Source organism: Leuconostoc citreum, from assembly GCF_007954785.1.
GTDB lineage: Bacteria > Bacillota > Bacilli > Lactobacillales > Lactobacillaceae > Leuconostoc > Leuconostoc citreum.
Genome location: NZ_CP042410.1, coordinates 1,755,466 through 1,778,159, shown reverse-complemented (window position 1 = coordinate 1,778,159; position 22,694 = coordinate 1,755,466). Strand labels below are relative to the sequence as shown.

Sequence of the window (22,694 nt, the reverse complement as noted above, 5' to 3'; positions counted from 1 at the left end):
ATCTTGTTCACAAAGTATAACACATTTTCATCACCGCTTACATGCCCCCCTAACTGCTATCGATCAGATTTACCAGCATTAAAAACAGTTCTAATACCGCGTAATCCTTGTATGCGCGTGATGTCCCCAGTTAATTGCAGTGTCCCTAAAAATGTCCCATCCTCATCGCGCACAGCATAGAAATTATTATAAATCGTTTGTTTATTTTGTGGAAACCATTGTTCATAGTGGTCAGCAGCACCTTGGTGCAAATCGCGTAGTATTTGTGAGATTGCTTCCTGTTCATCTTGGTTAAATAATGATAAAAATGGCTGCCCTAATAAATCGACTGTCCTGCTATTAACGCGCTGAGGATTATCAGAATAGTAGGCAATAAAATCATTTTCATCGGCAAAAGTCACTTCAAAAGGTAATATATTCAATACTTGATAGAGTGCATTTAATGACAGACTCCCCGTCGGTAAATTAATTATTGCCTGTGTATCAACTGTCTTGTTGTGCTTATTTGATGCTATTTGACCTACCATAAGTCATTGTCTCCCTAATGTAAAATGATTGATTAATGATGTGAAAATCAGATGATTGTATATTAATTAACTTAATTGACTGATCGCGATATATAAAGATGGCACCAAAAGGATAATCACTATTATCGGGTGGCCCATCATTAAAAAACAATCGTGTTGTCTCAATTTCGCCATCAATTGATTTCGGTGATAATACTGTCACACTAGCTAAGTCATTATCGTGAGGATAGCCCGTTTCAGGGTCAATAATATGATGGTATACATGTCCATTAGACACTAGATGACGCTCAGCAACGCCACTGGTTACAACTGACATGGCTTTGGTTTCAATGAGTGCAATTGTGTTGCCATGTTGTACTAATGGGTTGCGTATGCCAATCCTCCAACGACCAGAAACATGGTTTGGTGCGTCGTTCATTAGGACGACATTACCACCAAAATTAATGATTCCAGCAATATGCCCTTGAGCGCGCCAATAATCTTGTAGTCTATCAGCAATATAACCTTTAGCAATTGCACCTAAGTCTAAAGACATACCTTTTTGTGGTAAATATACACTGAGCTTATCATCATCTAACACAATACCGTCACTCCTGATTTGCCGGCGTGCATGCTCAATAGCGGTGTGCGACGGTACCTGTGCATCTGAAAAGCCAATATGCCATAATTTAACCAGCGGGCCAATCGCAACATTGAAGCCAAAATGCTGATTACTTTCATAGACAGCACGTTTAATCAATTGATACACTGTTGCCGATACCGTTACAGGTTTCTGCCCAGCCGCTTGATTAATTGCCATAATCGTTGATTGTGGACGATTTACCGTTAATATTTTTTCATAATCATTGACAAAATGAATTGCGTCATCAATAGCCCGTTCGTCGGCTGTGCCAAATAGCGTCAATCGATTTGTTGTTCCCATGGCACGCCAAGATTTTTCAATTTTAATCAAAACATTGATGCTCCTGTCGTTGCGTCGGCTGTCACAACCGGTGCCACTACTTCATTGGTCACGACATTATCAACATTATCAACAATATTTTCATGTAACAAATCACTCTGTTCAATCCACCAACCATCACCTTGCTCAATAACTTGAGTATTCTGATCTGGTGAAATAATTTTGCTTGGGACAGTATCATTATCATATGGCGAATCGTTTAACACATGTTCAAATGATTGGTAACCCAAATTCACTGAACAGACACTATCCGATTTTGGACGCGTTTGGCAATTCTCACTATCACTGCCATCACCACACATTGGCCGCAACAGTTTCGCAAACGTCACGAAATTTTGGAAGATGCTATCCAAAAAACGCACTGTTGTCGCATCGGTTAGTTCGTCACGTGCTGTATCAATATTTTCAGCAGCAGGCCCAACTAAAAACTGATTTCCTGGTAACACTAAAGCGTCAATACCTGGTGCATCCATAATCTGACGTAAGTGTTCTTGTGCGTTATTCGTCCCTTGCCGTCCTAGTGACGCACCGACCAGCATAACCGGCTTATTTGTAAACGGATGTGTTTCACCGTAGCTCATCCATTCAATAAATGACTTTAATGCAGCTGTAATTGAATGATCATATTCAGGCGTCGATATAATGACCCCGTCAGACGATGCAATAAGATGCGCAATTTCGACAATACGTAGCGGCACGTCATCATCTTCGCTAAACAGAGGTAAGTCAGCAATTTCGACAATCTCAATATTAGCCTGTGTGCTAAAATGCTTTTTCATGAACCACAATAACTTACGATTATATGATTTGCGTGCGTTGGTTCCTACAATAGCAACAAAGTTCATTTATCTATCCTCAAAATTTTAATTAGTTTATCTTTTCACATTGTTATCTGTAACTTTATTAAACCCTGGTCATTGAATTAAGTCAAAGTTTATTAATTTCTTCACAAGTTCTTGAAACATTGGTGTCACTGAATCTAAGAGACCCTATACCTGATAATTTTTAAATTATAAGTTAAACTAATAAATTAACCGTCAAAAAAAGTAACTACATTAACGTAGTTACTTTTTAAGTACCTTATTTCTTTCGTGATGATAACCAACCTATTATCACAAAAAATAAAACCATTATTGTATTGAAGTAATAATCAACCACAGATACTTTGACAATGACGCCCGCATCACCTAATACCAATAAGATAAATAACGTAGAAAAAACAACAATGAGCAACCAGTGCAATCGCTCACCACGCCTAACAACATCGAAAATATGGTTCATGTCATCCCCCTTACAACTAAACCGTCTAGATTATCATAGCAAAAATGCTGCGCTTAATCTACCAATGACCAGTGCATTTTTAAGATTTCTAGTAACGTTTTGTTGCACAAAAAATCTTATGGCAACAATCATTGTTGTTAAAGAGACCCCTATATGTAGTAAGTAATTTGAATTGTCCTATTGACAACTCATCAAATTCTTAGTATTCTTATTGCATAACAACTCGGAGAACAATAATGAAAAATGCGTTTGCACAATTGAACAACGCCTGGTGGCGTCGGTAAGTCAGCTTTACGGTAACGGATAAAGCTGATGTTTAAAACATTTGTTTTATCCATACCGACGTATTTTGTAACGCACTGAGTCTGTATGGAAATATGCCGTACAGACTTTTCTTTTGACCTTGGGAAAGCCTTGTATGGCCGCCTAAGGTCTATTTTATTTGACAAAGAATTTGGAGATTTATTATGAATAAACGTTTGATGTCTGTTATTGCCATCATTGTCGCTTTTCTGGCCGTCGCCTTTGTGATGACTAATAACCCAACTGCTGTGACAAAAAAGAAAAACTATGTCCCCACAGTTGGTATTTTACAACTTGTTACACATCCAGCATTAGATGAAATCCATCGTGGTATTATTGCAGGCTTAAAATCACAAGGTTATACCAAAAACAAGATCAAAATTGATTATCAAAATGCGCAAGCGAATCAAGCAAACCTCAAAACAATGTCACAACAATTTACGAATGAAAATGCCGACTTAACCATTGGTATCGCTACCCCGGCCGCACTCTCCTTAGCAAAAACAGCTAATGGCAATAATCCTGTTATCTTAGCTGGAATAACTGACCCTGCTGGTTCTGGATTAGTCAAATCAGCACAAAAACCTGGTGGCAACATTACCGGTACTTCAGGCGATTCGCCACTTGAACAGCACCTTGCCGTAATTAAGCAAGTTGTTCCTCATGCAAAAAAGCTTGGTATCATTTACACAACTTCTGACCATGGCGGCGAGTATAACGCTAAGAATATGGCTAAGCTAGCTGAGGCGGCTGGCTACGATGCCAAACTCTATACCATTTCAACAACTAATGACATGCAACAAGTTGCAGAAACAGTGGCAAGTCAAGTTGATGTTATCTACGCACCACAAGATAATGGTGTTGCAAGTGCTATGAAAACATTAATTAACATTACGAATAAAAATAAAATTCCAGTCATTCCCGCTGTAGATACTATGGTCAAAGATGGCGGTGTTGCAACAATGTCGGTTAGTCAATATAATATCGGTTACCAAGCTGGTATCATGGCAGCTAAAGTCCTAAAAGGCAAAGAAACGGCCACTTATCCAGTTAAGACAATCACACAGGGTGATATGGTCGTCAACTTAAAGCAAGCACAACGCTTAGGCATTCAATTACCTGAAAGTATGGTCAAAGCAGCAGAATCCAAAGGAGAAGTAATCAAATGAGTATGATTGTATCAAGCATTGGACAAGGGTTACTATGGGCTGTTTTAGGCGTAGCCTTGTTCCTGACTTTTAGAATTTTAGATTTCCCAGATATGACCGTTGAGGGTTCATTTCCGTTGGGAGCTGCCACAACTGTAGCAATGATTGCACATGGCATTAATCCTTACCTCGCAACAATAGCAGCTTTTCTGGTCGGCGCTGGCGCTGGCTTAATTACGGGACTACTTTACACAAAGGGACGTATTCCCATCCTGCTAGCAGGTATTTTAGTCATGACAGCAGCATTATCAATTAATTTGAGAATCATGGGTTCAGCTAATATCTCACTCCTGAATCAAAAATCAATCTTCTCCGCCAATTTCTTACAACATTTACCAAAATATTTTGATGCGGTTTTTGTTGGCTTCATCATCATTACCATTATTACGTTAGCTTTAATTTTTTTCTTACAAACAGATCTTGGTCAAGCATTTATTGCTACTGGAGACAACGCAACGATGGCACAATCAATTGGGATTAAAACGGATCGTATGACTATTATGGGGTTGATGCTATCCAATGGCTTAATTGCTTTTGGTGGTGCTGTCATTGCCCAAAATAATGGCTATGCCGACATTAATATGGGTATTGGTATTATTGTCATCGCACTGGCATCGATTATAATCGGTGAAGTCGTTTTCGGTGAATTATCCCTAAATGAGCGCTTGGTAGCAGTAATTGTTGGTTCTATTTTATATCGTCTGGTATTATTGGCGGTCTTACAGCTCGGCTTTTCAACCAATGATTTGAACTTAATTTCAGCCATTGTCTTAGCAATTGCTATGATGTTACCGCGACTACGCCATGCACTAAAGCTCGATTCATTGATTAAAAAAGGAGTTGCCCCACATGAGTAAACCAGTTTTTTCACTTCAAAACATTACTGTCACTGTCGGTGATAATGTGCGAATACTTGACAACTTAAACTTCGATATCTTTGACGGCGATTTTATAACAGTGCTGGGTACAAACGGTGCAGGTAAGTCTACGTTGTTCAACACGATTGCGGGCAATCTTAAAATTGCCTCTGGCGTGTTAAAGCATCACGATAAAAACATTGCCAATGACAGCGCAGTATCACGTACTGATTATATTGCGCGGGTTTTTCAAGACCCAAAAATGGGAACAGCACCACGCATGACAGTTGCTGAAAACTTATTATTGGCTGAAAAACGTGGCAAAAAACGGACATTACACAGTCGTGGTTTAACCAAGGAAAAGTTAGCCGAATACGCTAACATCACCAAAGTCATGGGGAACAATCTTGACACAAGACTGCAGACTGCTACAGGTAACCTTTCTGGTGGTCAACGCCAAGCCTTAAGCTTTTTGATGGCTACACGTGTGAAACCAGAATTGTTACTTTTAGATGAACATACCGCTGCACTAGACCCGAAAACTTCAGAACAGCTGATGTTAGCAACCAATGAACAAGTGACCAAAAATAAATTAACTGCCTTGATGATTACTCATAACTTAGCTGATGCCTTAAAATATGGCAATCGGCTAATCATACTTAATGCTGGTAAAATTGTGTTAGATGTCAGAGACAGTGACAAAGCAGCATTAGATGACACACAAATCTTAAAATATTTTATGGCTTAATGTACAACGTCTTAACAAAATCAAAAAAACGCCTTTTACGGCGTTTTTTTGATGCCACTAATAAAAAATAGATTTAAACTTTTTTATATTTAACAACACTAATGACCGCCAACACGATAAACCAGCTAATTGCCAGAAGTGTGGTAATCATCGTTGCGGATGAGAAAAGCAGAATCCCAAAAATCATCAGCATGAAAAGAATAGTCAAATAATTTAAATACGGTGCAAATGGCATTTTAAAATGCTTATCGCTCTGTTGATAATTTTTAGATTGACGGTATTTAACATGTGTCACCATTAATGCGATATAAATAACTATAAATGTCGCTGAGGCTGTTGATGTGACCAGACTGAAAGCATCTTTTGGAAAAATGTAATTTAAAACAATTGCAGTTGCCACTAAACCAGCCGATAATGTTATCCCATTCATCGGGATATAGTGTTTATTAAGCTTAGCAAAACGACTTGTCTTTGGTGATAAGGAGAAAATCATACGCCCCGTCGTGAACAAAGCACTATTTAGAGATGAAGCTGCTGCTGTCAAAATCACAAAATTAATGATACCGGCAGCTGCTGGAATACCTATCTTGGAAAAAACCTGCACAAATGGTGACTGATTGGCACTATAATTTGTCCATGGTTGAATCACCATAATGGCTAACAATGCACCAACATAAAAAATTAAAATGCGCATAATAATAGCATTAATCGATCTTGGAATTGTCTGAATCGGATTCTGGGTTTCAGAAGCTGCAATACCAACAAACTCAACACCTAGGAAAGCGAAGAACGCCATTTGAAAGGCGGCTAACAGATTATGACCATGATTAGCAATCAAACCATGAGACCACAAGGTAGATAATTGCGTGACGCCGGCGCTAGTACGTACATGAAATACTACCATCACAATGCCTATTACAATCATAGCAATAATAGCAACAATTTTAATTAATGCAAACCAAAATTCTGTTTCGCCGAATGCTTTGACAGCAATAATATTCATTGTATACAGTAACCCAAGAAAAATGAGTTCCCAAAGCCAAGCAGGTGTTGTTGGCAACCAGAATTGCATGTATTTACCAATTGCTGTGAGTTCGGCCATGGCAATAATTATCCAACCAATCCAGTATGTCCACCCCATAACAAATCCTGCGCGTGGACCTAAGTATGACTTAATAAAACCAATAAATGTTGTTTGATCATGGTCTGATAATAACAACTCACCCAATGCGCGCATCATCGCGAAGACAAATAGACCAGTAATAATGTATACCAAGACAATGGCTGGTCCTGCTTTTTGAATCGAGTCACCAGCACCTAAAAATAATCCTGTGCCAATTGTACCGCCAAGTGCAATCATATTGATATGGCGACCAGATAAGGTACGCGCTAACTTATGTTCTTGTTGCATAATGAATTGCTTTCCCCTTAAATAACATATACTTTATATCTTAGTTCATTATGACTCATAAAGAAAACTAATCTTTTTCACGTATAGATGAATATTATTCATGATATTATCGGCTTTGGTTTTATAATAAAAATACTAGTGTTTCACGTGAAACCTATATTTCTGCTTTTTGTATTTTCATTCGTTATTAATATGTGTATAATTTAATCAATAACACATATAAAATTAATGGAGAAGTTTTATGCGAAAAATAGGCATTGTCGGTATTGGTCATGTCGGTTCTACTGTGGCTCATCTTATTATTAGTCAAGGCCTAGCTGACGAATTAATTCTCGTGGATAAAAACACTGCTAAGCGCGACTCTGAAGTATTAGATTTTCGTGATGCAGCTAGTCTCTTACCTCACCACGTCCATATTGCTTCAGGCACCCCAGCTGACCTAGCTGATGCTGATGTAGTGATTTCAGCATTAGGTCATATTGACCTCATTGAACCAGGCGGTGACCGGTTTACCGAGTTGCGTGCTAATACGCCCGAAGTGCAACAAGTTGGGCAAGCATTACATCGTGCTAGATTCAATGGCGTGCTGATTGTCATTTCAAATCCTGTTGATGTCATTACCGGTATCTATCAACAAGTTACTGGGTTACCTGCCAATCAGGTCTTTGGCACCGGCACTTACTTAGATACTGCGCGCTTAAAACGCTCACTCGGTGATGCTTTAAATGTTGATCCACGTAGTATACAAGGTTACATGTTGGGCGAACATGGTGACTCGCAGTTCGCTGCTTGGTCAACTGTACGCGTGCTTGGCCAAAAAGCTGATGAGTTAGTAACCAATTATCATCTTGACTTAGATGCTGTTGCTAACGATGCGCGTGTTGGCGGTTTTACCGTCTTTTCTGGTAAAAAATATACTAATTTTGCTATTGCCCATGCTGCCGTTTCATTGGCGCAACTTGTCTTATCAGATGCTCATAACGAGGCTATTGTGTCACATTACGATGCACGTTTTGCGGGCTATATTTCTACACCTGCCATTATCGGTCGTTCAGGCGTTGTTGCTAATTTTGAACTCACTTTAACTGCTGATGAACAACGCGCATTACAGCAATCTGCTAACGCTATTGCCGAAAAAACAGCAGCCTATCTCTAAGTTGATACAAATAAGATATTAAGAAACAAAAAAACACCAAGTTGTATCATAACAACTTGGTGTTTTTTTGTTTCAAATATCGATGATTGTGTTTACCAGACAAACAAGCCTGCTGCTGCTGCAGAAACAAGTGATACCAGAATACCAGAAAGTAACATATAAGGTACTCTCGCGCTAATATAATCGTTTTTGTCCTTGTCGACGAGACCCTTGAAAGCACCAATAATCATGCCTAACGTGCCAAAATTAGCGAAACTAGTGAGGAATACTGTCAATACGATTCGAGCATGTTCGTTACTAAATAGACCTTTTCCAGCCATAATTGATTTAGATACTTCTCCCATGACAACAAACTCATTTGTAACTAACTTAGTACCCATGTATTGCGCAATCTGGAATGCTTCATGTGGGTTAAAACCGAGTAGCCAAGCAAATGGAAACATGACAACACCGAATATATTTTCTAGTGTTAACCAATGCTGACCTGTTAGACTAAATAGTTGGTTAATTAAAGCAGCAAGTGATACGAAAGCAATCACCGTAGCAGTAATAATTAGAATCAACTTTCCTGCGCCAAGGATAGAATCCCCCAAAAATGAAAAGAAAGGCTCTTTCTTGCCATCTTTTGCGCCAACACTAACAATCACGTCATCTTCAGGTGCAACTTTTGTCGGATTGAGAATAGCTGAAATAATGATTGCCCCAAGAATGTTTAACGGAATAGCTGTCAGTACATATTTACCTGGTACCATTTGCGTATAAGAGCCAATGATAGCAGATGTCACACAACTCATCGACATCATCGCTAGCGTGAAGTTACGACGCGCTGGCATACTATCTAATTGCGCTTTTGAGACAGCTAAAACTTCTGTATTGCCTAAAAACATCATTTCAATCGAGAAAAATGCTTCAAACTTGGGCTGTCCAGTGATAAAAGCCAATCCCTTACCAATCCATTTAATCAGCCAAGGTAATACACCAATATAGGTTAAAATATCAAACAACGGTACCACAAGCAAGATGGGTAACAGCGCTGAGGTAACGAAATTAGGGCCACCATGATTAGCTGTTAGCCAATCAGGTAACGCAAAAGCAATCCCTTTTGATGCAACAGATACGAGCCAATTAAAGCCATCTGCAGCCCCTTGGACTGCAGCTTGTCCAGCTTTGAATTGTGTAAAGAACCAAGCCAACAAGAGCTCTAAAACTAGCACAATTGCTACTGAGCGCCATTGAATTTGTTTTTTATTGTTTGAAAATAAGTAAGCAATACCGATAAAGACTGGAATACTTATTGCATTAATGACTATTAACATTTTATTCACCTCAAGGTTGGATCAATCATCCAGTATAAATGCAAAACAAGATGTACCACGAATCGTTCAATCTCTTTCTATTATATCAAGCTTAACGCCCTTTGTGAGCGCTTTCTTTCACCTATATTAAAATTTAATAGTTATAAAAATCACCTTAAACAGTTTAAGGTGATTTTTTTGGCACTATGCGGCCTTTATATAATTGACACCATCGGCTTTTGGTGCCCTAGTTTTGCCAAAGAAGAATGCCAGCACGATAATTGTAAAGACATAAGGTGCGATTTGTAACCAAATTGATGGAACAGACTTTAATCCAGGTAATTGCGCGCCTACGACGGCTAGTGATTGTGATAAACCAAAGAATAATGATGCACCAAGCGCGCCAAGCGGGTTCCAGCGGCCAAAAATCATAGCCGCCATCGCCATAAACCCTTGGCCAACAATCGTGCTGGCTGAGTAATTAAGTGAAATTGATTGTGCTACAACGGCACCACCAATACCACCCAACAAGCCCGAAATCATCACGCCTGAATATCTTAGCTTGGCAACGTTTAAACCTAGCGTATCAGCCGCTTGTGGATTTTCTCCGACAGACCGGAGACGCAAGCCAAATTTTGTTTTAAAAATAATATACCACGATAAAATGGCAACAAAAATCGCGAGCCATGCTGGTCCTGATGTTTTAGCAAAGAACAACTGACCGAGGATTGGAATGTGAGACAGTCCTGGGACTGATGCATAACCAAAATCTTGTGAAATTGGTGCTGTTTGTCCTTTTCCGTAAAGCACCTTGATCAAGAAAACCCCTAGGGCTGGTGCCATCAGATTAATTACCGTACCAGAAATAATATGATCCGCACGTAATGTCACTGTTGCAACGGCGTGTAAGAGTGAAAAGATAACCCCAACAAAAGCCCCAGCAACTAACCCTAACCATGGCGTGGCCGCACCAAATGTATTCGCAAATGTTAGGTTAAAGACGATTGATGCAAAAGCACCCATGCCCATGATACCTTCTAACCCAACATTGACCACACCACCGCGTTCCGAAAATGTCCCACCAATGGACGTAAAAATCAGCGGTGCTGAATAAACCAATGTACTAGAAATTACGAGTGATAACATCGCCATTAATGACATTTTTATTCACCGCCTTTCGAATTTTTATTACTGTCAGCAGCGGCCTTCACCGCTTTTTTATCCTGAGATGCGCGCGCTGCCTTATCATCCATGGCTTTCACTCGCTTCTGAATGAGTTTGATTAAATAGCTTGCCCCAACAAAGAAAATAATTGAGGCAGTTACAATGTCAACCAGCTCAAATGGTACACCGGAAGACATCGGCATCCCCAAGCCACCGATTTTTAAGACAGAGAAAATGGCTGCAGCAGCTAATACGCCAAGATATGAACCACCACCAAGTAGGGCAACAGCCATACCATCAAAACCAATAGATGGTGAACCATTTTGCGTAAAGAAGTTAAGATAATTACCTAATCCTTCAATTGTGCCAGCTAAACCAGCTAAACCACCTGAAATGGCCATAGCAATCACAGCATTACGCTTGGCAGACATCCCCGCATACTTGGCAGCATCACTATTCAATCCAACCGCACGAATCTCAAAACCAAGCGTTGTTTTTTTCATGACAAACCAAACAACAAAAATCATAAATACGGAGATGAAAATCCCTGCCGATATACTTGAACCTTGAGTCAAATCGGTCAACCATTTCATTTGCAAAGAGGCATTAGCCCCCACTTGCTTTGTTGTTTCTGCAGACACTTTAATCCCTTTTGACATTGTATTTTGTAAGATATTATTGCCAAGGAACAACAAGATGTAATTCATCATAATTGTGACAATTACTTCACTCGCACCAACTTGTGCCCGTAACCAACCAGGTATCGCACCAGCCAATGCGCCTAAACCAGCACCAATAATTAATGCGCTAGGTAACATCAAGTAAACTGGCATATTAGGGAAACTCAGTGCATACCATACAGCCCCAACCCATCCAGCTAATGCCTGACCAGATAAACCGATGTTAAAGAACCCTGCTGTCTGTGCAACAGTAAAACCCAATGCTGTTAAAATCAAGGGGGTCATTTGAGTCAACACACTACCAATATCTTGTGTTGATCCAAACGCTGAACCCAATAGTGCTGTATAACCTGAAATTGGATTATAACCGAATATCAGCATAATTACGGCGCCAATAATCAAACCAAAGAGCACTGAAAATAGTGCAACAGAAAATGAATTTTTTTGTGCTGCCATTAGGCGTCCACCTCTTCTTTCAGGGCTGCTCGGGCGTCAGATAAACTCATCCCAGTCATCAGCAAACCTAATTCTTGTTTATTTGTATCTTTAGCGTCAACTATACCAACAATTTTACCTGCATTAATGACAGCAATGCGGTCTGACAAATTCAAAATTTCATCTAATTCAAAACTGACGACCAGCACCGCTTTACCTGCATTACGCTGAGCTATTAACCGTTGGTGAATGTATTCAATCGCACCAACATCCAATCCACGCGTTGGTTGTGCGGCAATGATAAGCTCATTATCGCGGTTTAACTCACGGGCAATAACTGCCTTTTGTTGATTCCCACCAGACATTGATCCTGCCGTCACTTGAATGCCGGCTGCACGGACGTCAAACTCCTCAACTAATTTATTGGCAAGTTTATCCATTTCATCAGTTTGTAAGACACCATTTTTCGACAATGGCGCCTTATAGTATGTCTGTAAAGCAAGGTTTTCTGACAATGTCATATCAACCTCCATACCAAATCGTAACCGATCTTCTGGTATATGACCGACACCGGCTTCTGTTATCTGCCTTGGTCGTTTGTTAGTAACTTCTTTACCTTGAAGCAAAACATGCCCCGCTTGTACTTTTGTCAGACCAGTGATAGCTTGAATCAACTCTGTCTGGCCATTGCCGTCAATACCAGCAATACCAACAATTTCGCCTGACTTAACCTCAAGTGAAAAATCTTTTACAACCGTAACACCGCGAGCGTCATGCACCTCAAGATCAGCCATTTTTAAGACAGTAGCACCGGTTTTAGCTGCTGCTTTTTCCGTTTTAAAGCTAACTTCACGACCAACCATCAAATCGGCTAATTCTTGAGAAGACACCCCAGCAACTGGAAAAGTTTTTATCGATTGGCCTGCACGAATAACTGTCACCGTGTCTGCTGCTGCACGAATTTCATCGAGCTTATGGGTAATCAAGACGATTGACTTCCCTTCTTTAGCAAGATTATGCAGAATGGTAATCAATTCATCAATTTCTTGCGGTGTCAAAACGGCTGTTGGTTCATCAAAAATCAAAATATCAGCGCCACGGTACAATGTTTTCAAAATTTCAACACGTTGTTGCTGCCCTACGGAAATATCGGCTATTTTAGCATAAGGGTCTACTTGCAAGCCATACTTTTCCGACAGCGCTTTAATCTTTTTGGCTGCCGATTTTGTGTCTAAAGATAACCCTTTGGTCACTTCGGAACCTAGTATAATATTCTCCGTCACAGTAAAGGCATCAATTAGCATAAAATGCTGATGTACCATACCAATGCCCAGTGCGTCGGACTTTGAGGGTGAGTCAACCGTCACTGGTTGCCCATTGATTATGATTTCGCCAGATGTTGGTTGCAATAACCCTGTTAAAATGTTCATCAAGGTTGATTTTCCGGCACCGTTCTCACCAAGTAACGCGTGAATTTCACCTTGTTGGACTTGTAAATTAATGTCATCATTGGCTGCGAAATCGCCAAACTTTTTGACGATATGACGCATCTCAATGACTGGTGTTGATTCGGTCATTTATCTTCTCAGAGCGTATGCCGCGGCATACGTTTCCACTTTCTGATTATATTTTTAAAAAAACCCCGGACAGAATCTGTTCGTGGGATTTTTCTTCAAAGAGTATTATATCATGATTGTTGGGTCTCAATTATTTCAATTAATTTACCTGATGCTTTAATTATGGCAAAGTGGTTATTTGTAAATCATTTGTCGTTCTGGTTATTCAGATATAGCCTTAAATGCTTGCAAAACAATGTCAGCATCGTTGTCAGATTGACAAATAATCATAATATTATTGATGCCAGCTAACGTACTGACAATTTCTGGAATATTCAGTTCATCGATATGTGCAGCAACGATACTACCCGCATAGTTACTCGTCCGCACTAACAACGATTTGTTATTGCGTACTTTTTCTATTGTTAATTTATTTTTATGTGTGCAGCTGCTATCTCTATTGAAATAAATTGCCCAGTAAAAAACTTTGATTCGCTGCACCGCGATATTTCTCCGCATATTTTGCAATCTTGACTAACAGTTGCTCAATACACTTAGGCGCTTTTAAATGGTTCGTCAGCAAATAAGTTGATAGCGCTTGATTTAATTTCATACAAATTAATTGGTAATCTGTTGTTTTATCTAATTCCTTTGCTGATTGAAAAATAATCTGCTGTAATGACTCGTCTTGCTTTACCTCATCATCTGCATAAGCATGACTTAGTAATTGCCATAATTCATCTTTTTGCATAACTCCTCCAGTATGGTATGTTTTGCTCTCATGACTTATTACAGCACAAGTAACAAACGTCTGTCAATTGTTTTGCTGATAGCTATTTGCTAACCCTCTGAGCAAAACAATTTTGATGATAATAACAAAAAAGGTTCAACAGTATATTATAATAGAGTCATGTCACGAAAAATCGAATTGCCATCTGCTGCGGAGATGAAAAAATTTCATAATCAATCACGTAAGCACACCTTTTGGACACACATTTCAATGCCACAACGTTTGACGCTTGGCTTCCTATCTGTTATTACTATTGGTGCGTTATTGTTGATGATGCCAATTAGCCACTATGGCAATATGCACCATTCCTTTATGGATGCGCTCTTTACGGCAACTTCCGCAGCTTCTGTAACTGGTCTAACGGTCGTTGACACAGCCACCCATTGGACTGTATTTGGACAAACTGTCATCATGTTCTTAATTGAAGTCGGTGCCCTTGGATTCATGTCTTTTTCGGTATTATTATTTACTGCCACGCGGCGACAAATGGATTTACGTAATAAAATGATGGTGCAAGAAGTGTATAGTTTGGAAAGTCTTTACGATACACGTGTTGTTTTTGGTTATGTTATCAAACTGTCAGTTATCATTCAATTTGTTGGTGCTATCTTATTAGCGCCGTTCTTCATTCAGGATTTCGGCTTAAAGCGCGGCTTGTTTTACGCTATTTTTCATGCCATTTCAGCTTTCGGCAATGCTGGTTTTACGATATTACCTGCCGGTAGCATCGCCTATGCGAATAGGCCCTTTGTCCTGCTTATTATTGCCTTACTAATTATTGCTGGTTCGCTTGGCTTTCTAGTTTGGCGTGATTTGTTACTCTATCATCACAAACACAAACTCAGTCTTCATTCAAAACTAGCACTAATGATGACTGGCTTATTAATTATTGGTGGTTGGTTGCTCTTTGAGTTGACTGAAAGCAACTTAGCTCTGGCACAGACATTATCACCCATTAACCGAATCGTTAATACGCTATTCATGTCAATATCTTATCGTACAGCTGGTTTTTCACAATTTAGTTTTAGTCAGATGACCCCAGCAACCATTTTACTGACAATGATGTTAATGTATGTTGGTGGCACCCCTGGCTCAACAGCTGGCGGCATTAAAACCACAACGCTTGGCGTTTTATTACTTAAAACACACGCTGCCTTACGTGGTAAAAAAGACGTGACTTTTGCACATCGTCGACTCACTGATGAAAATATTACACGTTCACTACTGTTAGTTTTTGTATCACTTGTATTCTTGGCTATTTTGTCCTTTTTACTTATGCTAACACAAGGTACTGATTCGAGATTTGGGTTGGAATATGTTATTTTTGAAGTTATTAGCGCTTTTGCAACTGCTGGTCTTACCCTTGGTTTGACACCACACCTCACTGACTTTGGTCAATGTGTCATTATGTTGACCATGTTTATTGGGCGTGTTGGTGTCTACACAGTCATGTTCTCTGTTTTGAACGTTCATGGTGAGCATGCCCCTTACCGCTACCCAGAAGAATCTGTCATTATTGGTTAATCATAGAAAGGACTTATTATGCGACAAACTTATGCTATTATCGGGTTAGGTCGTTTTGGCGGTGCTTTACTCGAAACACTAGTTGCTAACGGACAAGATGTATTAGGAATTGATGTCAGCGAAGAACACGTCAATGACTATCGCGATATTGCAACACAAGTTGTTATTGCAGATGCACAAGAAGATGATGTCTTACGCAAATTAGATATTGCCAGCTTTGATCATGTCATAATTGCTATCGGTCATAATATGCAAGCCAGTATTTTAGCTACGATTAATGCCAAGGATCTTGGGGCCAAAAATGTGATTGCTAAAGCTGAAAACAAGACACATTTACGTGTCTTGACTAAAATAGGTGCTGATGTTGTCGTACAACCAGAACGAGAAATGGGTGAAAGAATTGCTCGTAAATTATTAGCGCCTAACATGCTTAACTTTATCGAATTGTCAGATGATTATTCGATGGCCGAAGTACAGATTGTGAACCCAAGTTTCACTGGCAAAACGTTAGCTGAGCTCAATATTCGTAAAAAATTTGGCCTTAATATTATTGCTGTGCGACATGATGGTGAGGTGGTCGTTGCGCCTAGCGCACAGTATCAGCTCCACGACCGCGATATTTTATCTGTCGTCGGTCCCAAAGACATGGTTGACGATTTTGATCAGATGACAAACCGCGCATAACCACAGATTATTAAAAGCCCTAAGTTGACAAATCAACTTAGGGCTTTTAATAATGCTTAATTTTGTATAAATTTTGCAATTTGTCGAACAACTGTATCATTTGTTCTGACTTGGCTATGTTGCACTTTCTTACCTTTAACTACCCACATATTATAATTCTGATCTTTTTTTACAAAGAAGCCAAGCGCTTGTGAACTAAAGTTAGTCACAACCCCATCACTATTGTCACCCACATCGCCCATCACATTAAGAATTTGCATATCTGGATTCATATTTTGACGGTGTTGATAAAAGAAACGATAGTTTTCGTCCTGAAGCTTAGGCTGTTTTGTTTTAGAATCAATCGTATTATTATCAAATTGACGATCAAAGCCTGCTGCGGTAATGCCTGAATTAAAAGGCGCTGCAATAGCTACTAACTTATCAATTTTCGGATATATAGATGTTGTGCGGTAATCATGATTCAAGGACGTATATAATGCAACATTAGCTCCCATCGAATGTCCAACGAGAGATACGTGGTCAATACCTTTTTGTTTGATCTGCTTTAGTAGTTTCTCTAAAACAGCCACTTCTCGTTCTTCCGTAATCTCTGTATTGCTAAAGTTCATTTGATAAATAGCGGCTTTAGAGGATACCGCAACATTAAAATTATCATCTTTCGTGACATTAACCTGCAAACGTTTTTGTACGGCTGTTTGTTTTTGTATCGCTTTAGCTAATTTTGTTGTGGCATTTGAACTACTGCCATACCCATGTAATAAAATAACCGTTTGCGTGCCACGCTGACCTGTCATGTTAAAGCGTAAAAAGCCAGCAATTGCTGCTACAATCACAAGGAAAATCAGTCCAACTATCACTATTTTTTTTCGACCCATACATCACCTCTTAACACTTACCGTTTTTAGCTTACTTTAAATAAGTATATCTGACAATTGTGTGCTTTGCAAGAAATCTAACACAAATTTTTATGGCTCGTCGAGACTGTCAACTAAACGTACAACCACATTTTTGCTGCCGGATAGTAACTTATCCACTGGACAACGTTGTGCCGCAGTGTCTAAAATGTTTTGTGCTAATTGCCGTTCAACGTCTGGTATATAAACACGCGCTTCAACATGGAACTGAAAGCCAATAACATCACGTGACATATCAACTAACACACGAACAACGCTGCGATGCGCAAGTCCTTGTCTTTTTTCTTCGGCTTCTAGCGTAGCATTCAAACAAGTTGCAAACGCCGCACCTAATAATTGCTCTGGGTTGGTCCCTGCTTCAGATGATAGCGGACTGCTGACCGTTATATTTAAATCATTACTATTAATTGTATGAACGCGACCAGCAATTCCTTCAGCATTTTCAACTTCAGTATGATATAACACTTGCGTTGTCATTACCATTTCCCCCTTATTGTATATCCTTAAATATTATACTTACTGCGGGCTGCTTTCAAAACAGCTAGTGTCGCATTATAAGACGCTACCCCGTAATCAAATGTGATACGTTGTGTCTCCGTCATCCCTTGGTCAAGCCAAGTCTGTAACTGTGCTTGGAGGGCAGCGAGTTTATCTGATTTTCGCCTAATTTCTTCATCTAAAAACGTACAAATGTCGTTATCTGCTAAATCCTCACTAAAATACAAACGCATTAATACGTCAGATTTCAAAATATCATCTGACGTAGGTTCGCGCAATGCCTTCTGAAACACCGTCATTCCAGTGTCTGTAATCTGATAAATATTTTTGTTCGGTTTGTCAGTCTGTGTCACTTGCTGTTTGGTTACCAAGCCTTCGGCTTCTAATTTTTTAAGTGTCGGGTAAATCATGCCAAACGTTGCATCAAAAAAATGATTCAAACGCGTTTGCAGAATATCATTAATCTCGTATCCCGTGTGCGGTCCGTTTTTTAATATACCTAAAATGATTTCTCGACCCTTCATTGCCACTGAATTGCCCTCCATTAATCTGTTTAGTTCATATTATACACCATCAGATTTGTCTGTTAAAAATAGGCTCATAATCACCAGCAACAGCATAAACGGGATAGCTATCAAATACAGCTTTTCAAAGGCGTGACGGTACTGCGCTGTTGTTTCCTTTTCAATCCTTGAAATAGCTGTTGCGACTTTAGTTGGTAACCCTTGCGTTGCTGTCGGCGTGAAAACACTTGCTTTCATTTTAGTTTGTACTTTTTGTATCATCTCTGCCGTGTCTTGTTTTGGCAAGTGCAAATCATTAATCTGCTCTTGCGCATAACTGTTAGCGTGTCGTTGGGCTTGGGTTAAACCACTGTATAACCCTGTGACAAACAGGGCTACCGCTAACATGATGCCAACCTGACGTAGTACCCCTGTCACACTTTGAGAGGCAGTTAATAACTTTCCTTGTAGCGTCCCTGCGGCAATGACTAAGATGGGCCCAGTAATCATACCGTAGCCTGAACCAATCAAAATCCCTGCAATAATAACCTGCCAAACACTTTGTAATGCGTTGGTGCCTAACCAAAGGTACCCGACTGCCATCATCAAGAAACCACTACTGATTAACCAGCGGACTGATATGTGTGATTTAGCAAAACCGGCAATCGGCGCAAAGATAAACACTGAAAAAGAAATTGGGGCAATCAGGAATGATGCTTGTAAAGTATCCATTCCAGCAACATTAGTAAAATAATTCGGTAAAATAACCGTTGTTGCAACCAAAAATAGATTACTAAAAACAATAATGATTGCACTTAAGGCAAATGCACGATTTTTAAATAGTTGTAAGGGTACCATTGGATTAATGCTTACTCGCTCAATCATGATAAAGAAAATAAAGCTTAACAAACTCACAATTGCACATAAGTAAGTCAACCAATTATGCCACCCCCAAACTCTGCCCTGCATTAATACCAATGATAGCGTGCTCAGAAAGATCGTACTAAAAATCGCACCTGATAAATCAATACTTTGTCGATTTTGTATATCTTGTCGTAATGGTAAATATAATAGGCCCATACTAATCATCAGCACAATAATGGGCACATTTATCAGGAAAATCCAGCGCCAACCCATGTATTGTGTCACCACGCCACCTATAGTTGGTCCTAACGCTGCAGCCAATCCCTGTGTGACACCTAAAATAGCAATCATATGCGTGCGGTCACGATCCGCCACAATGCGAATCGCTAAAGTCATGGCCAAAGGAAAGACTAAGCCGGCCCCGATACTCTGAATAGCCCGTCCTAATAATAATGGCATCAATGTACCAGCGAACGCTGATATGATTGAACCTATACCAAAGACGATGGCCCCCAATAAAAAACCTTTTGACATACCGAAAAACTCAGCAAGTCGTGTTAATGGGATGGTTAGTGCCGCAAAAAGAATGATATAGATATTCAATGCCCATGACAATTTGTCTAATCCAACCTCTAAATGCAAACCTATATTGGGTAAACTAACATTCATAATTGTCGTATCTAACATACATATAAATATCCCTAATACAAAAACACCCGTTATCATGCGCTTTTTCATCAGCTTCCTCATTTCCGTTTATATTAACATTGTTAATATAAACGGAAATGATAACATTGTCAAGCCATAAAAAAAACCATTATCCAAAGATAATGGTTTTACACTGTTGCTTTACTCAATCGGATCACTTTCATCAATTTGATTAATTTTATCAAATACACGAAATAAATTGTCCATTTCAGTTAGTTTATATTTTTTTAAATTACGATCATAAACAATCTCTGACTGGACAGGTTCCCCCACCTGTAGGTCATGCAGAAAATCACGAATTTCCGAGATATCACGCTGTACAGTTTTTCGGCCAATAAAAAACATATCCTCAATTTCTTCAATGGAAAGTGCACGATGACTGATGAGTGCAGAATATAATCGCAAAATGCGTTGTTTATCATTAAAAACTGTTTTATGTGCTGCCATGATTTTCCCCAAGTTTAAATGCTAAACTTATTGTACCAAATAAAACAGATGTTCGGTACAATAGAGATATAATTATTTTATATGAGAGGCTGCTTATCATGTCATTTTTTGATTTTTTTAAAAAGAAACCAACTGCTACCAACACAACGACGTCAGTTGAGCTACCGGAAGAGCAAACAATCACTTGGGAAAATACTTTTGATCCCGACCTTTTTTTCCAGGGCTATGAAGCAGCAGTCACTGATTTGGAAAACAACGGTAAGGTTGCGGCTGCAGAAACACTACGCGCTAATCAATCAAAACTACAATTAGCTTTTCTGACACGCTTTGAAAAACAGCTGCAAAATGATCTACAACACATAGCTGATTCAGAAATGAAAACGGACCACATAATTGCATCCGTTAACGCTGTCCGCGTATATAATAAACAAATGAATGTTACTGTTCGAGCACACTTAGCACAAACTAAAAAGCATTTGATTGGAGAAGAAATATGAAAATTGATGTCCCCCGAGACCACGGCTTAATTCCTGATAAGTATGCCAAATTTGCACCGAAAGATCAGCGAACCGCTGATATGCCGACCACAAATTTTCCTATTCACGTGACAGATCTACCAACTGGTACGCAATCGTTGGCTGTTAGTCTCATTGATTATGATGCGATACCAGTCGGTGGTTTTCCTTGGATTCACTGGTTGGCAGCCAATATCCCAGTTGGCAATATCCCAGAAAATTTACGGGAATCAGGTCTTGCTATTTCAGGGACAAATTCCACTTGGCATTTTGTACAAAAAGCCAATCAACCGGCTAATCCCGACATTAACCAGGCTTATATCGGACCGATGCCCCCCGACAAAACACACGATTACACATTAACAGTTTTCGCACTAGACACACTACTAGATTTAGAGAATGGTTTTTTTCTAAATGATTTTAAACGACACAGCCAAGGCCATATACTAAAAGCAGTCACATTAGCATTACCAGCACGTGCTTAACACCTAGCAATAGGTGTTTTTTTATGCAATTAATCAATAAATATTCAGCGCTATTATGAATATTTATTGCATTTAAATACATTATCGTCTAATATTTAAAACATCAACTGCGGAGGATTATTGTATGGCATTGAAAGTAATTAAGGTCGCCATTGTTGGCGTTACAGGTTATAGTGGTTTAGAATTACTACGCTTACTAAAAAACCATCGCTATGTTGAAATCGTCTCGATTCACAATACTGCCAATCACTCACAAATGATTGCCGAGGCCTATCCACATTTAAAAGGTATGTATAAAATCACAACAACCCCGTTTGACCCATTGCATATTATGCAAGAGGCGGATATCGTTTTCTTTGCCACATCTAGTGGTGTGTCTAAAGATCTCGTTGCACCTTTTATTGCTGCTCACTTTCCGGTCATCGATTTGTCTGGCGACTTTCGTTTGTCTGCCGAAGATTATGCCAGTTGGTATCATAAAACACCGGCACCACAAACACTCATTGACCAGACAACTTATAGTTTAGCTGATTTTTATTCAGCATCAACAACAAATTATATTGCCAATCCTGGTTGTTATGCCACGGCAACACTGCTGGCTTTGGCCCCCATAGCACAACATCATCTACTAGACAAACACAACATCATCATTGATGCTAAAAGTGGCTTATCTGGTGCTGGTAAATCGCTAACAACTGCTAGTCATTTTATCAATGCAAATGAAAATGTCACCATGTATAAAGCGAATCAACACCAACATATACCTGAAATCACACGCCAATTACAAAAATGGCAACCAAACATTGAACATATACAGTTCAATACTTCACTTATTCCGATTAATCGTGGTATTTTTATCAGTGCCTATGTCAAGCTCAATGAAGACACATCACTTGATGTACTGCATCGCCTTTATACGTCGACCTACTACCAAAAACCTTTCATTCGCGTGATGCCTGAAGGCACATTGCCCAATATCAAACAGGTTGTCGGCACGAATTTTGCCGACATCGGATTAGCATATAATCAGGATACGAAATACCTCACAATTGTCAGTGTTATTGATAATATGATTAAAGGCGCTGCTGGACAGGCTATCCAAAACATGAATCATCTTTTTGGCTTTGATGAAACAATGGGCCTCGAATTAATTGCACAGTATGCTTAAGAAACAGGA

25 protein-coding genes are annotated in these 22,694 nt (G+C 39.4%); 9 read left to right on the top strand and 16 right to left on the bottom strand.

Translation table 11 applies throughout. From position 1 onward, the window contains the following. Positions 1 to 56 precede the first annotated feature (56 nt). The 4 genes from FGL72_RS08920 to FGL72_RS08905 all read right to left on the bottom strand — a co-directional run bounded on the left by FGL72_RS08920 (position 57) and on the right by FGL72_RS08905 (position 2,769). The gene (locus FGL72_RS08920) at positions 57 to 527 is read right to left on the bottom strand and encodes a PAS domain-containing protein (protein WP_085700023.1); all 471 of its coding nucleotides are present in this window, start codon (positions 525 to 527) and stop codon (positions 57 to 59) included. After that, positions 502 to 1,479, bottom strand: a complete 978-nt coding sequence (locus FGL72_RS08915; protein WP_085700024.1) for an FAD:protein FMN transferase — start codon at positions 1,477 to 1,479, stop codon at positions 502 to 504. Before FGL72_RS08915 ends, FGL72_RS08920 begins: the two co-directional genes overlap by 26 nt. Next, positions 1,476 to 2,333 (bottom strand): NADPH-dependent FMN reductase, encoded by an 858-nt coding sequence (locus FGL72_RS08910; RefSeq protein ID WP_146992945.1) that lies wholly within the window; start codon positions 2,331 to 2,333, stop codon positions 1,476 to 1,478. Before FGL72_RS08910 ends, FGL72_RS08915 begins: the two co-directional genes overlap by 4 nt. 235 nt (positions 2,334 to 2,568) lie before the next feature. After that, entirely contained in the window at positions 2,569 to 2,769 is a 201-nt protein-coding gene (locus tag FGL72_RS08905) for a hypothetical protein (RefSeq protein WP_004902107.1), read from the bottom strand. A 467-nt stretch (positions 2,770 to 3,236) separates the two neighbouring features. Here FGL72_RS08905 and trpX point away from each other — a divergent pair, with 467 nt between their 5' ends. The 3 genes from trpX to FGL72_RS08890 are packed head-to-tail and all read left to right on the top strand — an operon-like array spanning position 3,237 to position 5,885. After that, on the top strand, positions 3,237 to 4,241 hold the full coding sequence (gene trpX, locus FGL72_RS08900) for a tryptophan ABC transporter substrate-binding protein (RefSeq protein ID WP_085700026.1): 1,005 nt from the start codon (positions 3,237 to 3,239) through the stop codon (positions 4,239 to 4,241). Further along, positions 4,238 to 5,137, top strand: a complete 900-nt coding sequence (locus FGL72_RS08895; RefSeq protein WP_024047494.1) for an ABC transporter permease — start codon at positions 4,238 to 4,240, stop codon at positions 5,135 to 5,137. The genes trpX and FGL72_RS08895 overlap by 4 nt, the downstream gene beginning before the upstream one ends. After that, positions 5,130 to 5,885: an ABC transporter ATP-binding protein gene (locus FGL72_RS08890; RefSeq protein ID WP_004908853.1), complete on the top strand. Its 756-nt coding sequence runs from the start codon at positions 5,130 to 5,132 to the stop codon at positions 5,883 to 5,885. The genes FGL72_RS08895 and FGL72_RS08890 overlap by 8 nt, the downstream gene beginning before the upstream one ends. A 73-nt stretch (positions 5,886 to 5,958) precedes the next feature. On the opposite strand, the gene FGL72_RS08885 is transcribed toward FGL72_RS08890, so the two are convergent. Continuing rightward, positions 5,959 to 7,296: an amino acid permease gene (locus FGL72_RS08885; protein ID WP_085700028.1), complete on the bottom strand. Its 1,338-nt coding sequence runs from the start codon at positions 7,294 to 7,296 to the stop codon at positions 5,959 to 5,961. A gap of 241 nt (positions 7,297 to 7,537) precedes the next feature. Here FGL72_RS08885 and FGL72_RS08880 point away from each other — a divergent pair, with 241 nt between their 5' ends. After that, positions 7,538 to 8,452 carry a lactate/malate family dehydrogenase gene (locus FGL72_RS08880; protein ID WP_004908858.1) on the top strand — a complete coding sequence of 305 codons (915 nt, stop codon included), beginning with the start codon at positions 7,538 to 7,540 and terminating at the stop codon, positions 8,450 to 8,452. Positions 8,453 to 8,544: 92 nt separating this feature from the next. Here the strand turns inward: FGL72_RS08880 and FGL72_RS08875 are convergent, their stop codons facing one another. The 6 genes from FGL72_RS08875 to FGL72_RS08850 all read right to left on the bottom strand — a co-directional run bounded on the left by FGL72_RS08875 (position 8,545) and on the right by FGL72_RS08850 (position 14,333). After that, positions 8,545 to 9,768 carry a NupC/NupG family nucleoside CNT transporter gene (locus tag FGL72_RS08875; RefSeq protein WP_004902121.1) on the bottom strand — a complete coding sequence of 408 codons (1,224 nt, stop codon included), beginning with the start codon at positions 9,766 to 9,768 and terminating at the stop codon, positions 8,545 to 8,547. 183 nt (positions 9,769 to 9,951) lie between these two features. Further along, positions 9,952 to 10,908 carry an ABC transporter permease gene (locus tag FGL72_RS08870; protein WP_004902123.1) on the bottom strand — a complete coding sequence of 319 codons (957 nt, stop codon included), beginning with the start codon at positions 10,906 to 10,908 and terminating at the stop codon, positions 9,952 to 9,954. A gap of 2 nt (positions 10,909 to 10,910) precedes the next feature. Next, positions 10,911 to 12,047: an ABC transporter permease gene (locus FGL72_RS08865; RefSeq protein ID WP_146992943.1), complete on the bottom strand. Its 1,137-nt coding sequence runs from the start codon at positions 12,045 to 12,047 to the stop codon at positions 10,911 to 10,913. Beyond that, positions 12,047 to 13,603, bottom strand: coding sequence for an ABC transporter ATP-binding protein (locus FGL72_RS08860; RefSeq protein WP_085700030.1), 1,557 nt, complete (start codon positions 13,601 to 13,603; stop codon positions 12,047 to 12,049). Before FGL72_RS08860 ends, FGL72_RS08865 begins: the two co-directional genes overlap by 1 nt. Before the next feature lie 201 nt (positions 13,604 to 13,804). Then, positions 13,805 to 13,972, bottom strand: a complete 168-nt coding sequence (locus FGL72_RS08855; RefSeq protein ID WP_240740991.1) for an arginine repressor — start codon at positions 13,970 to 13,972, stop codon at positions 13,805 to 13,807. Between the two features lie 67 nt (positions 13,973 to 14,039). After that, on the bottom strand, positions 14,040 to 14,333 hold the full coding sequence (locus FGL72_RS08850; RefSeq protein WP_133285972.1) for a bacteriocin immunity protein: 294 nt from the start codon (positions 14,331 to 14,333) through the stop codon (positions 14,040 to 14,042). A gap of 159 nt (positions 14,334 to 14,492) precedes the next feature. Here FGL72_RS08850 and FGL72_RS08845 point away from each other — a divergent pair, with 159 nt between their 5' ends. Both FGL72_RS08845 and FGL72_RS08840 read left to right on the top strand, forming a co-directional pair. Then, positions 14,493 to 15,896: a TrkH family potassium uptake protein gene (locus FGL72_RS08845; protein WP_085700032.1), complete on the top strand. Its 1,404-nt coding sequence runs from the start codon at positions 14,493 to 14,495 to the stop codon at positions 15,894 to 15,896. Positions 15,897 to 15,914: 18 nt separating this feature from the next. Further along, positions 15,915 to 16,580, top strand: a complete 666-nt coding sequence (locus FGL72_RS08840) for a potassium channel family protein (RefSeq protein ID WP_004902135.1) — start codon at positions 15,915 to 15,917, stop codon at positions 16,578 to 16,580. 56 nt (positions 16,581 to 16,636) lie between these two features. Here the strand turns inward: FGL72_RS08840 and FGL72_RS08835 are convergent, their stop codons facing one another. From FGL72_RS08835 to FGL72_RS08815, 5 genes are all read right to left on the bottom strand, one after another. Further along, positions 16,637 to 17,458 carry an alpha/beta fold hydrolase gene (locus FGL72_RS08835; RefSeq protein WP_004902136.1) on the bottom strand — a complete coding sequence of 274 codons (822 nt, stop codon included), beginning with the start codon at positions 17,456 to 17,458 and terminating at the stop codon, positions 16,637 to 16,639. Between the two features lie 90 nt (positions 17,459 to 17,548). Continuing rightward, positions 17,549 to 17,974 (bottom strand): OsmC family protein, encoded by a 426-nt coding sequence (locus FGL72_RS08830; protein ID WP_085700034.1) that lies wholly within the window; start codon positions 17,972 to 17,974, stop codon positions 17,549 to 17,551. A gap of 26 nt (positions 17,975 to 18,000) precedes the next feature. Beyond that, positions 18,001 to 18,525 (bottom strand): PadR family transcriptional regulator, encoded by a 525-nt coding sequence (locus tag FGL72_RS08825; protein WP_004909278.1) that lies wholly within the window; start codon positions 18,523 to 18,525, stop codon positions 18,001 to 18,003. 33 nt (positions 18,526 to 18,558) lie between these two features. After that, complete coding sequence (locus tag FGL72_RS08820) at positions 18,559 to 20,100, bottom strand: DHA2 family efflux MFS transporter permease subunit (protein WP_004902139.1); 1,542 nt, start codon at positions 20,098 to 20,100, stop codon at positions 18,559 to 18,561. A 111-nt stretch (positions 20,101 to 20,211) separates the two neighbouring features. Continuing rightward, on the bottom strand, positions 20,212 to 20,517 hold the full coding sequence (locus FGL72_RS08815; RefSeq protein WP_004902140.1) for a hypothetical protein: 306 nt from the start codon (positions 20,515 to 20,517) through the stop codon (positions 20,212 to 20,214). A 98-nt stretch (positions 20,518 to 20,615) separates the two neighbouring features. On the opposite strand from FGL72_RS08815, the gene FGL72_RS08810 reads away from it, so the two are divergent. The 3 genes from FGL72_RS08810 to argC all read left to right on the top strand — a co-directional run bounded on the left by FGL72_RS08810 (position 20,616) and on the right by argC (position 22,685). Next, complete coding sequence (locus FGL72_RS08810) at positions 20,616 to 21,014, top strand: hypothetical protein (protein ID WP_040177524.1); 399 nt, start codon at positions 20,616 to 20,618, stop codon at positions 21,012 to 21,014. After that, complete coding sequence (locus tag FGL72_RS08805) at positions 21,011 to 21,517, top strand: YbhB/YbcL family Raf kinase inhibitor-like protein (protein ID WP_004909287.1); 507 nt, start codon at positions 21,011 to 21,013, stop codon at positions 21,515 to 21,517. Before FGL72_RS08810 ends, FGL72_RS08805 begins: the two co-directional genes overlap by 4 nt. Positions 21,518 to 21,641: 124 nt before the next feature. Beyond that, complete coding sequence (gene argC / locus FGL72_RS08800; protein WP_146992940.1) at positions 21,642 to 22,685, top strand: N-acetyl-gamma-glutamyl-phosphate reductase; 1,044 nt, start codon at positions 21,642 to 21,644, stop codon at positions 22,683 to 22,685. Positions 22,686 to 22,694 lie beyond the last annotated feature (9 nt).

Coding starts and splice junctions, on each gene's coding strand:
- FGL72_RS08810 (WP_040177524.1), top strand. CDS start 20,616: ATGTCATTTTTTGATTTTTTTAAAAAGAAACCAACTGCTACCAACACA.
- FGL72_RS08815 (WP_004902140.1), bottom strand. CDS start 20,517: ATGGCAGCACATAAAACAGTTTTTAATGATAAACAACGCATTTTGCGA.
- FGL72_RS08870 (WP_004902123.1), bottom strand. CDS start 10,908: ATGTCATTAATGGCGATGTTATCACTCGTAATTTCTAGTACATTGGTT.
- FGL72_RS08880 (WP_004908858.1), top strand. CDS start 7,538: ATGCGAAAAATAGGCATTGTCGGTATTGGTCATGTCGGTTCTACTGTG.
- FGL72_RS08840 (WP_004902135.1), top strand. CDS start 15,915: ATGCGACAAACTTATGCTATTATCGGGTTAGGTCGTTTTGGCGGTGCT.
- FGL72_RS08835 (WP_004902136.1), bottom strand. CDS start 17,458: ATGGGTCGAAAAAAAATAGTGATAGTTGGACTGATTTTCCTTGTGATT.
- FGL72_RS08845 (WP_085700032.1), top strand. CDS start 14,493: ATGTCACGAAAAATCGAATTGCCATCTGCTGCGGAGATGAAAAAATTT.
- trpX (WP_085700026.1), top strand. CDS start 3,237: ATGAATAAACGTTTGATGTCTGTTATTGCCATCATTGTCGCTTTTCTG.
- FGL72_RS08820 (WP_004902139.1), bottom strand. CDS start 20,100: ATGAAAAAGCGCATGATAACGGGTGTTTTTGTATTAGGGATATTTATA.
- FGL72_RS08875 (WP_004902121.1), bottom strand. CDS start 9,768: ATGTTAATAGTCATTAATGCAATAAGTATTCCAGTCTTTATCGGTATT.
- argC (WP_146992940.1), top strand. CDS start 21,642: ATGGCATTGAAAGTAATTAAGGTCGCCATTGTTGGCGTTACAGGTTAT.
- FGL72_RS08885 (WP_085700028.1), bottom strand. CDS start 7,296: ATGCAACAAGAACATAAGTTAGCGCGTACCTTATCTGGTCGCCATATC.
- FGL72_RS08910 (WP_146992945.1), bottom strand. CDS start 2,333: ATGAACTTTGTTGCTATTGTAGGAACCAACGCACGCAAATCATATAAT.
- FGL72_RS08920 (WP_085700023.1), bottom strand. CDS start 527: ATGGTAGGTCAAATAGCATCAAATAAGCACAACAAGACAGTTGATACA.
- FGL72_RS08865 (WP_146992943.1), bottom strand. CDS start 12,047: ATGGCAGCACAAAAAAATTCATTTTCTGTTGCACTATTTTCAGTGCTC.
- FGL72_RS08850 (WP_133285972.1), bottom strand. CDS start 14,333: ATGCAAAAAGATGAATTATGGCAATTACTAAGTCATGCTTATGCAGAT.
- FGL72_RS08895 (WP_024047494.1), top strand. CDS start 4,238: ATGAGTATGATTGTATCAAGCATTGGACAAGGGTTACTATGGGCTGTT.
- FGL72_RS08830 (WP_085700034.1), bottom strand. CDS start 17,974: ATGACAACGCAAGTGTTATATCATACTGAAGTTGAAAATGCTGAAGGA.
- FGL72_RS08805 (WP_004909287.1), top strand. CDS start 21,011: ATGAAAATTGATGTCCCCCGAGACCACGGCTTAATTCCTGATAAGTAT.
- FGL72_RS08905 (WP_004902107.1), bottom strand. CDS start 2,769: ATGAACCATATTTTCGATGTTGTTAGGCGTGGTGAGCGATTGCACTGG.
- FGL72_RS08860 (WP_085700030.1), bottom strand. CDS start 13,603: ATGACCGAATCAACACCAGTCATTGAGATGCGTCATATCGTCAAAAAG.
- FGL72_RS08890 (WP_004908853.1), top strand. CDS start 5,130: ATGAGTAAACCAGTTTTTTCACTTCAAAACATTACTGTCACTGTCGGT.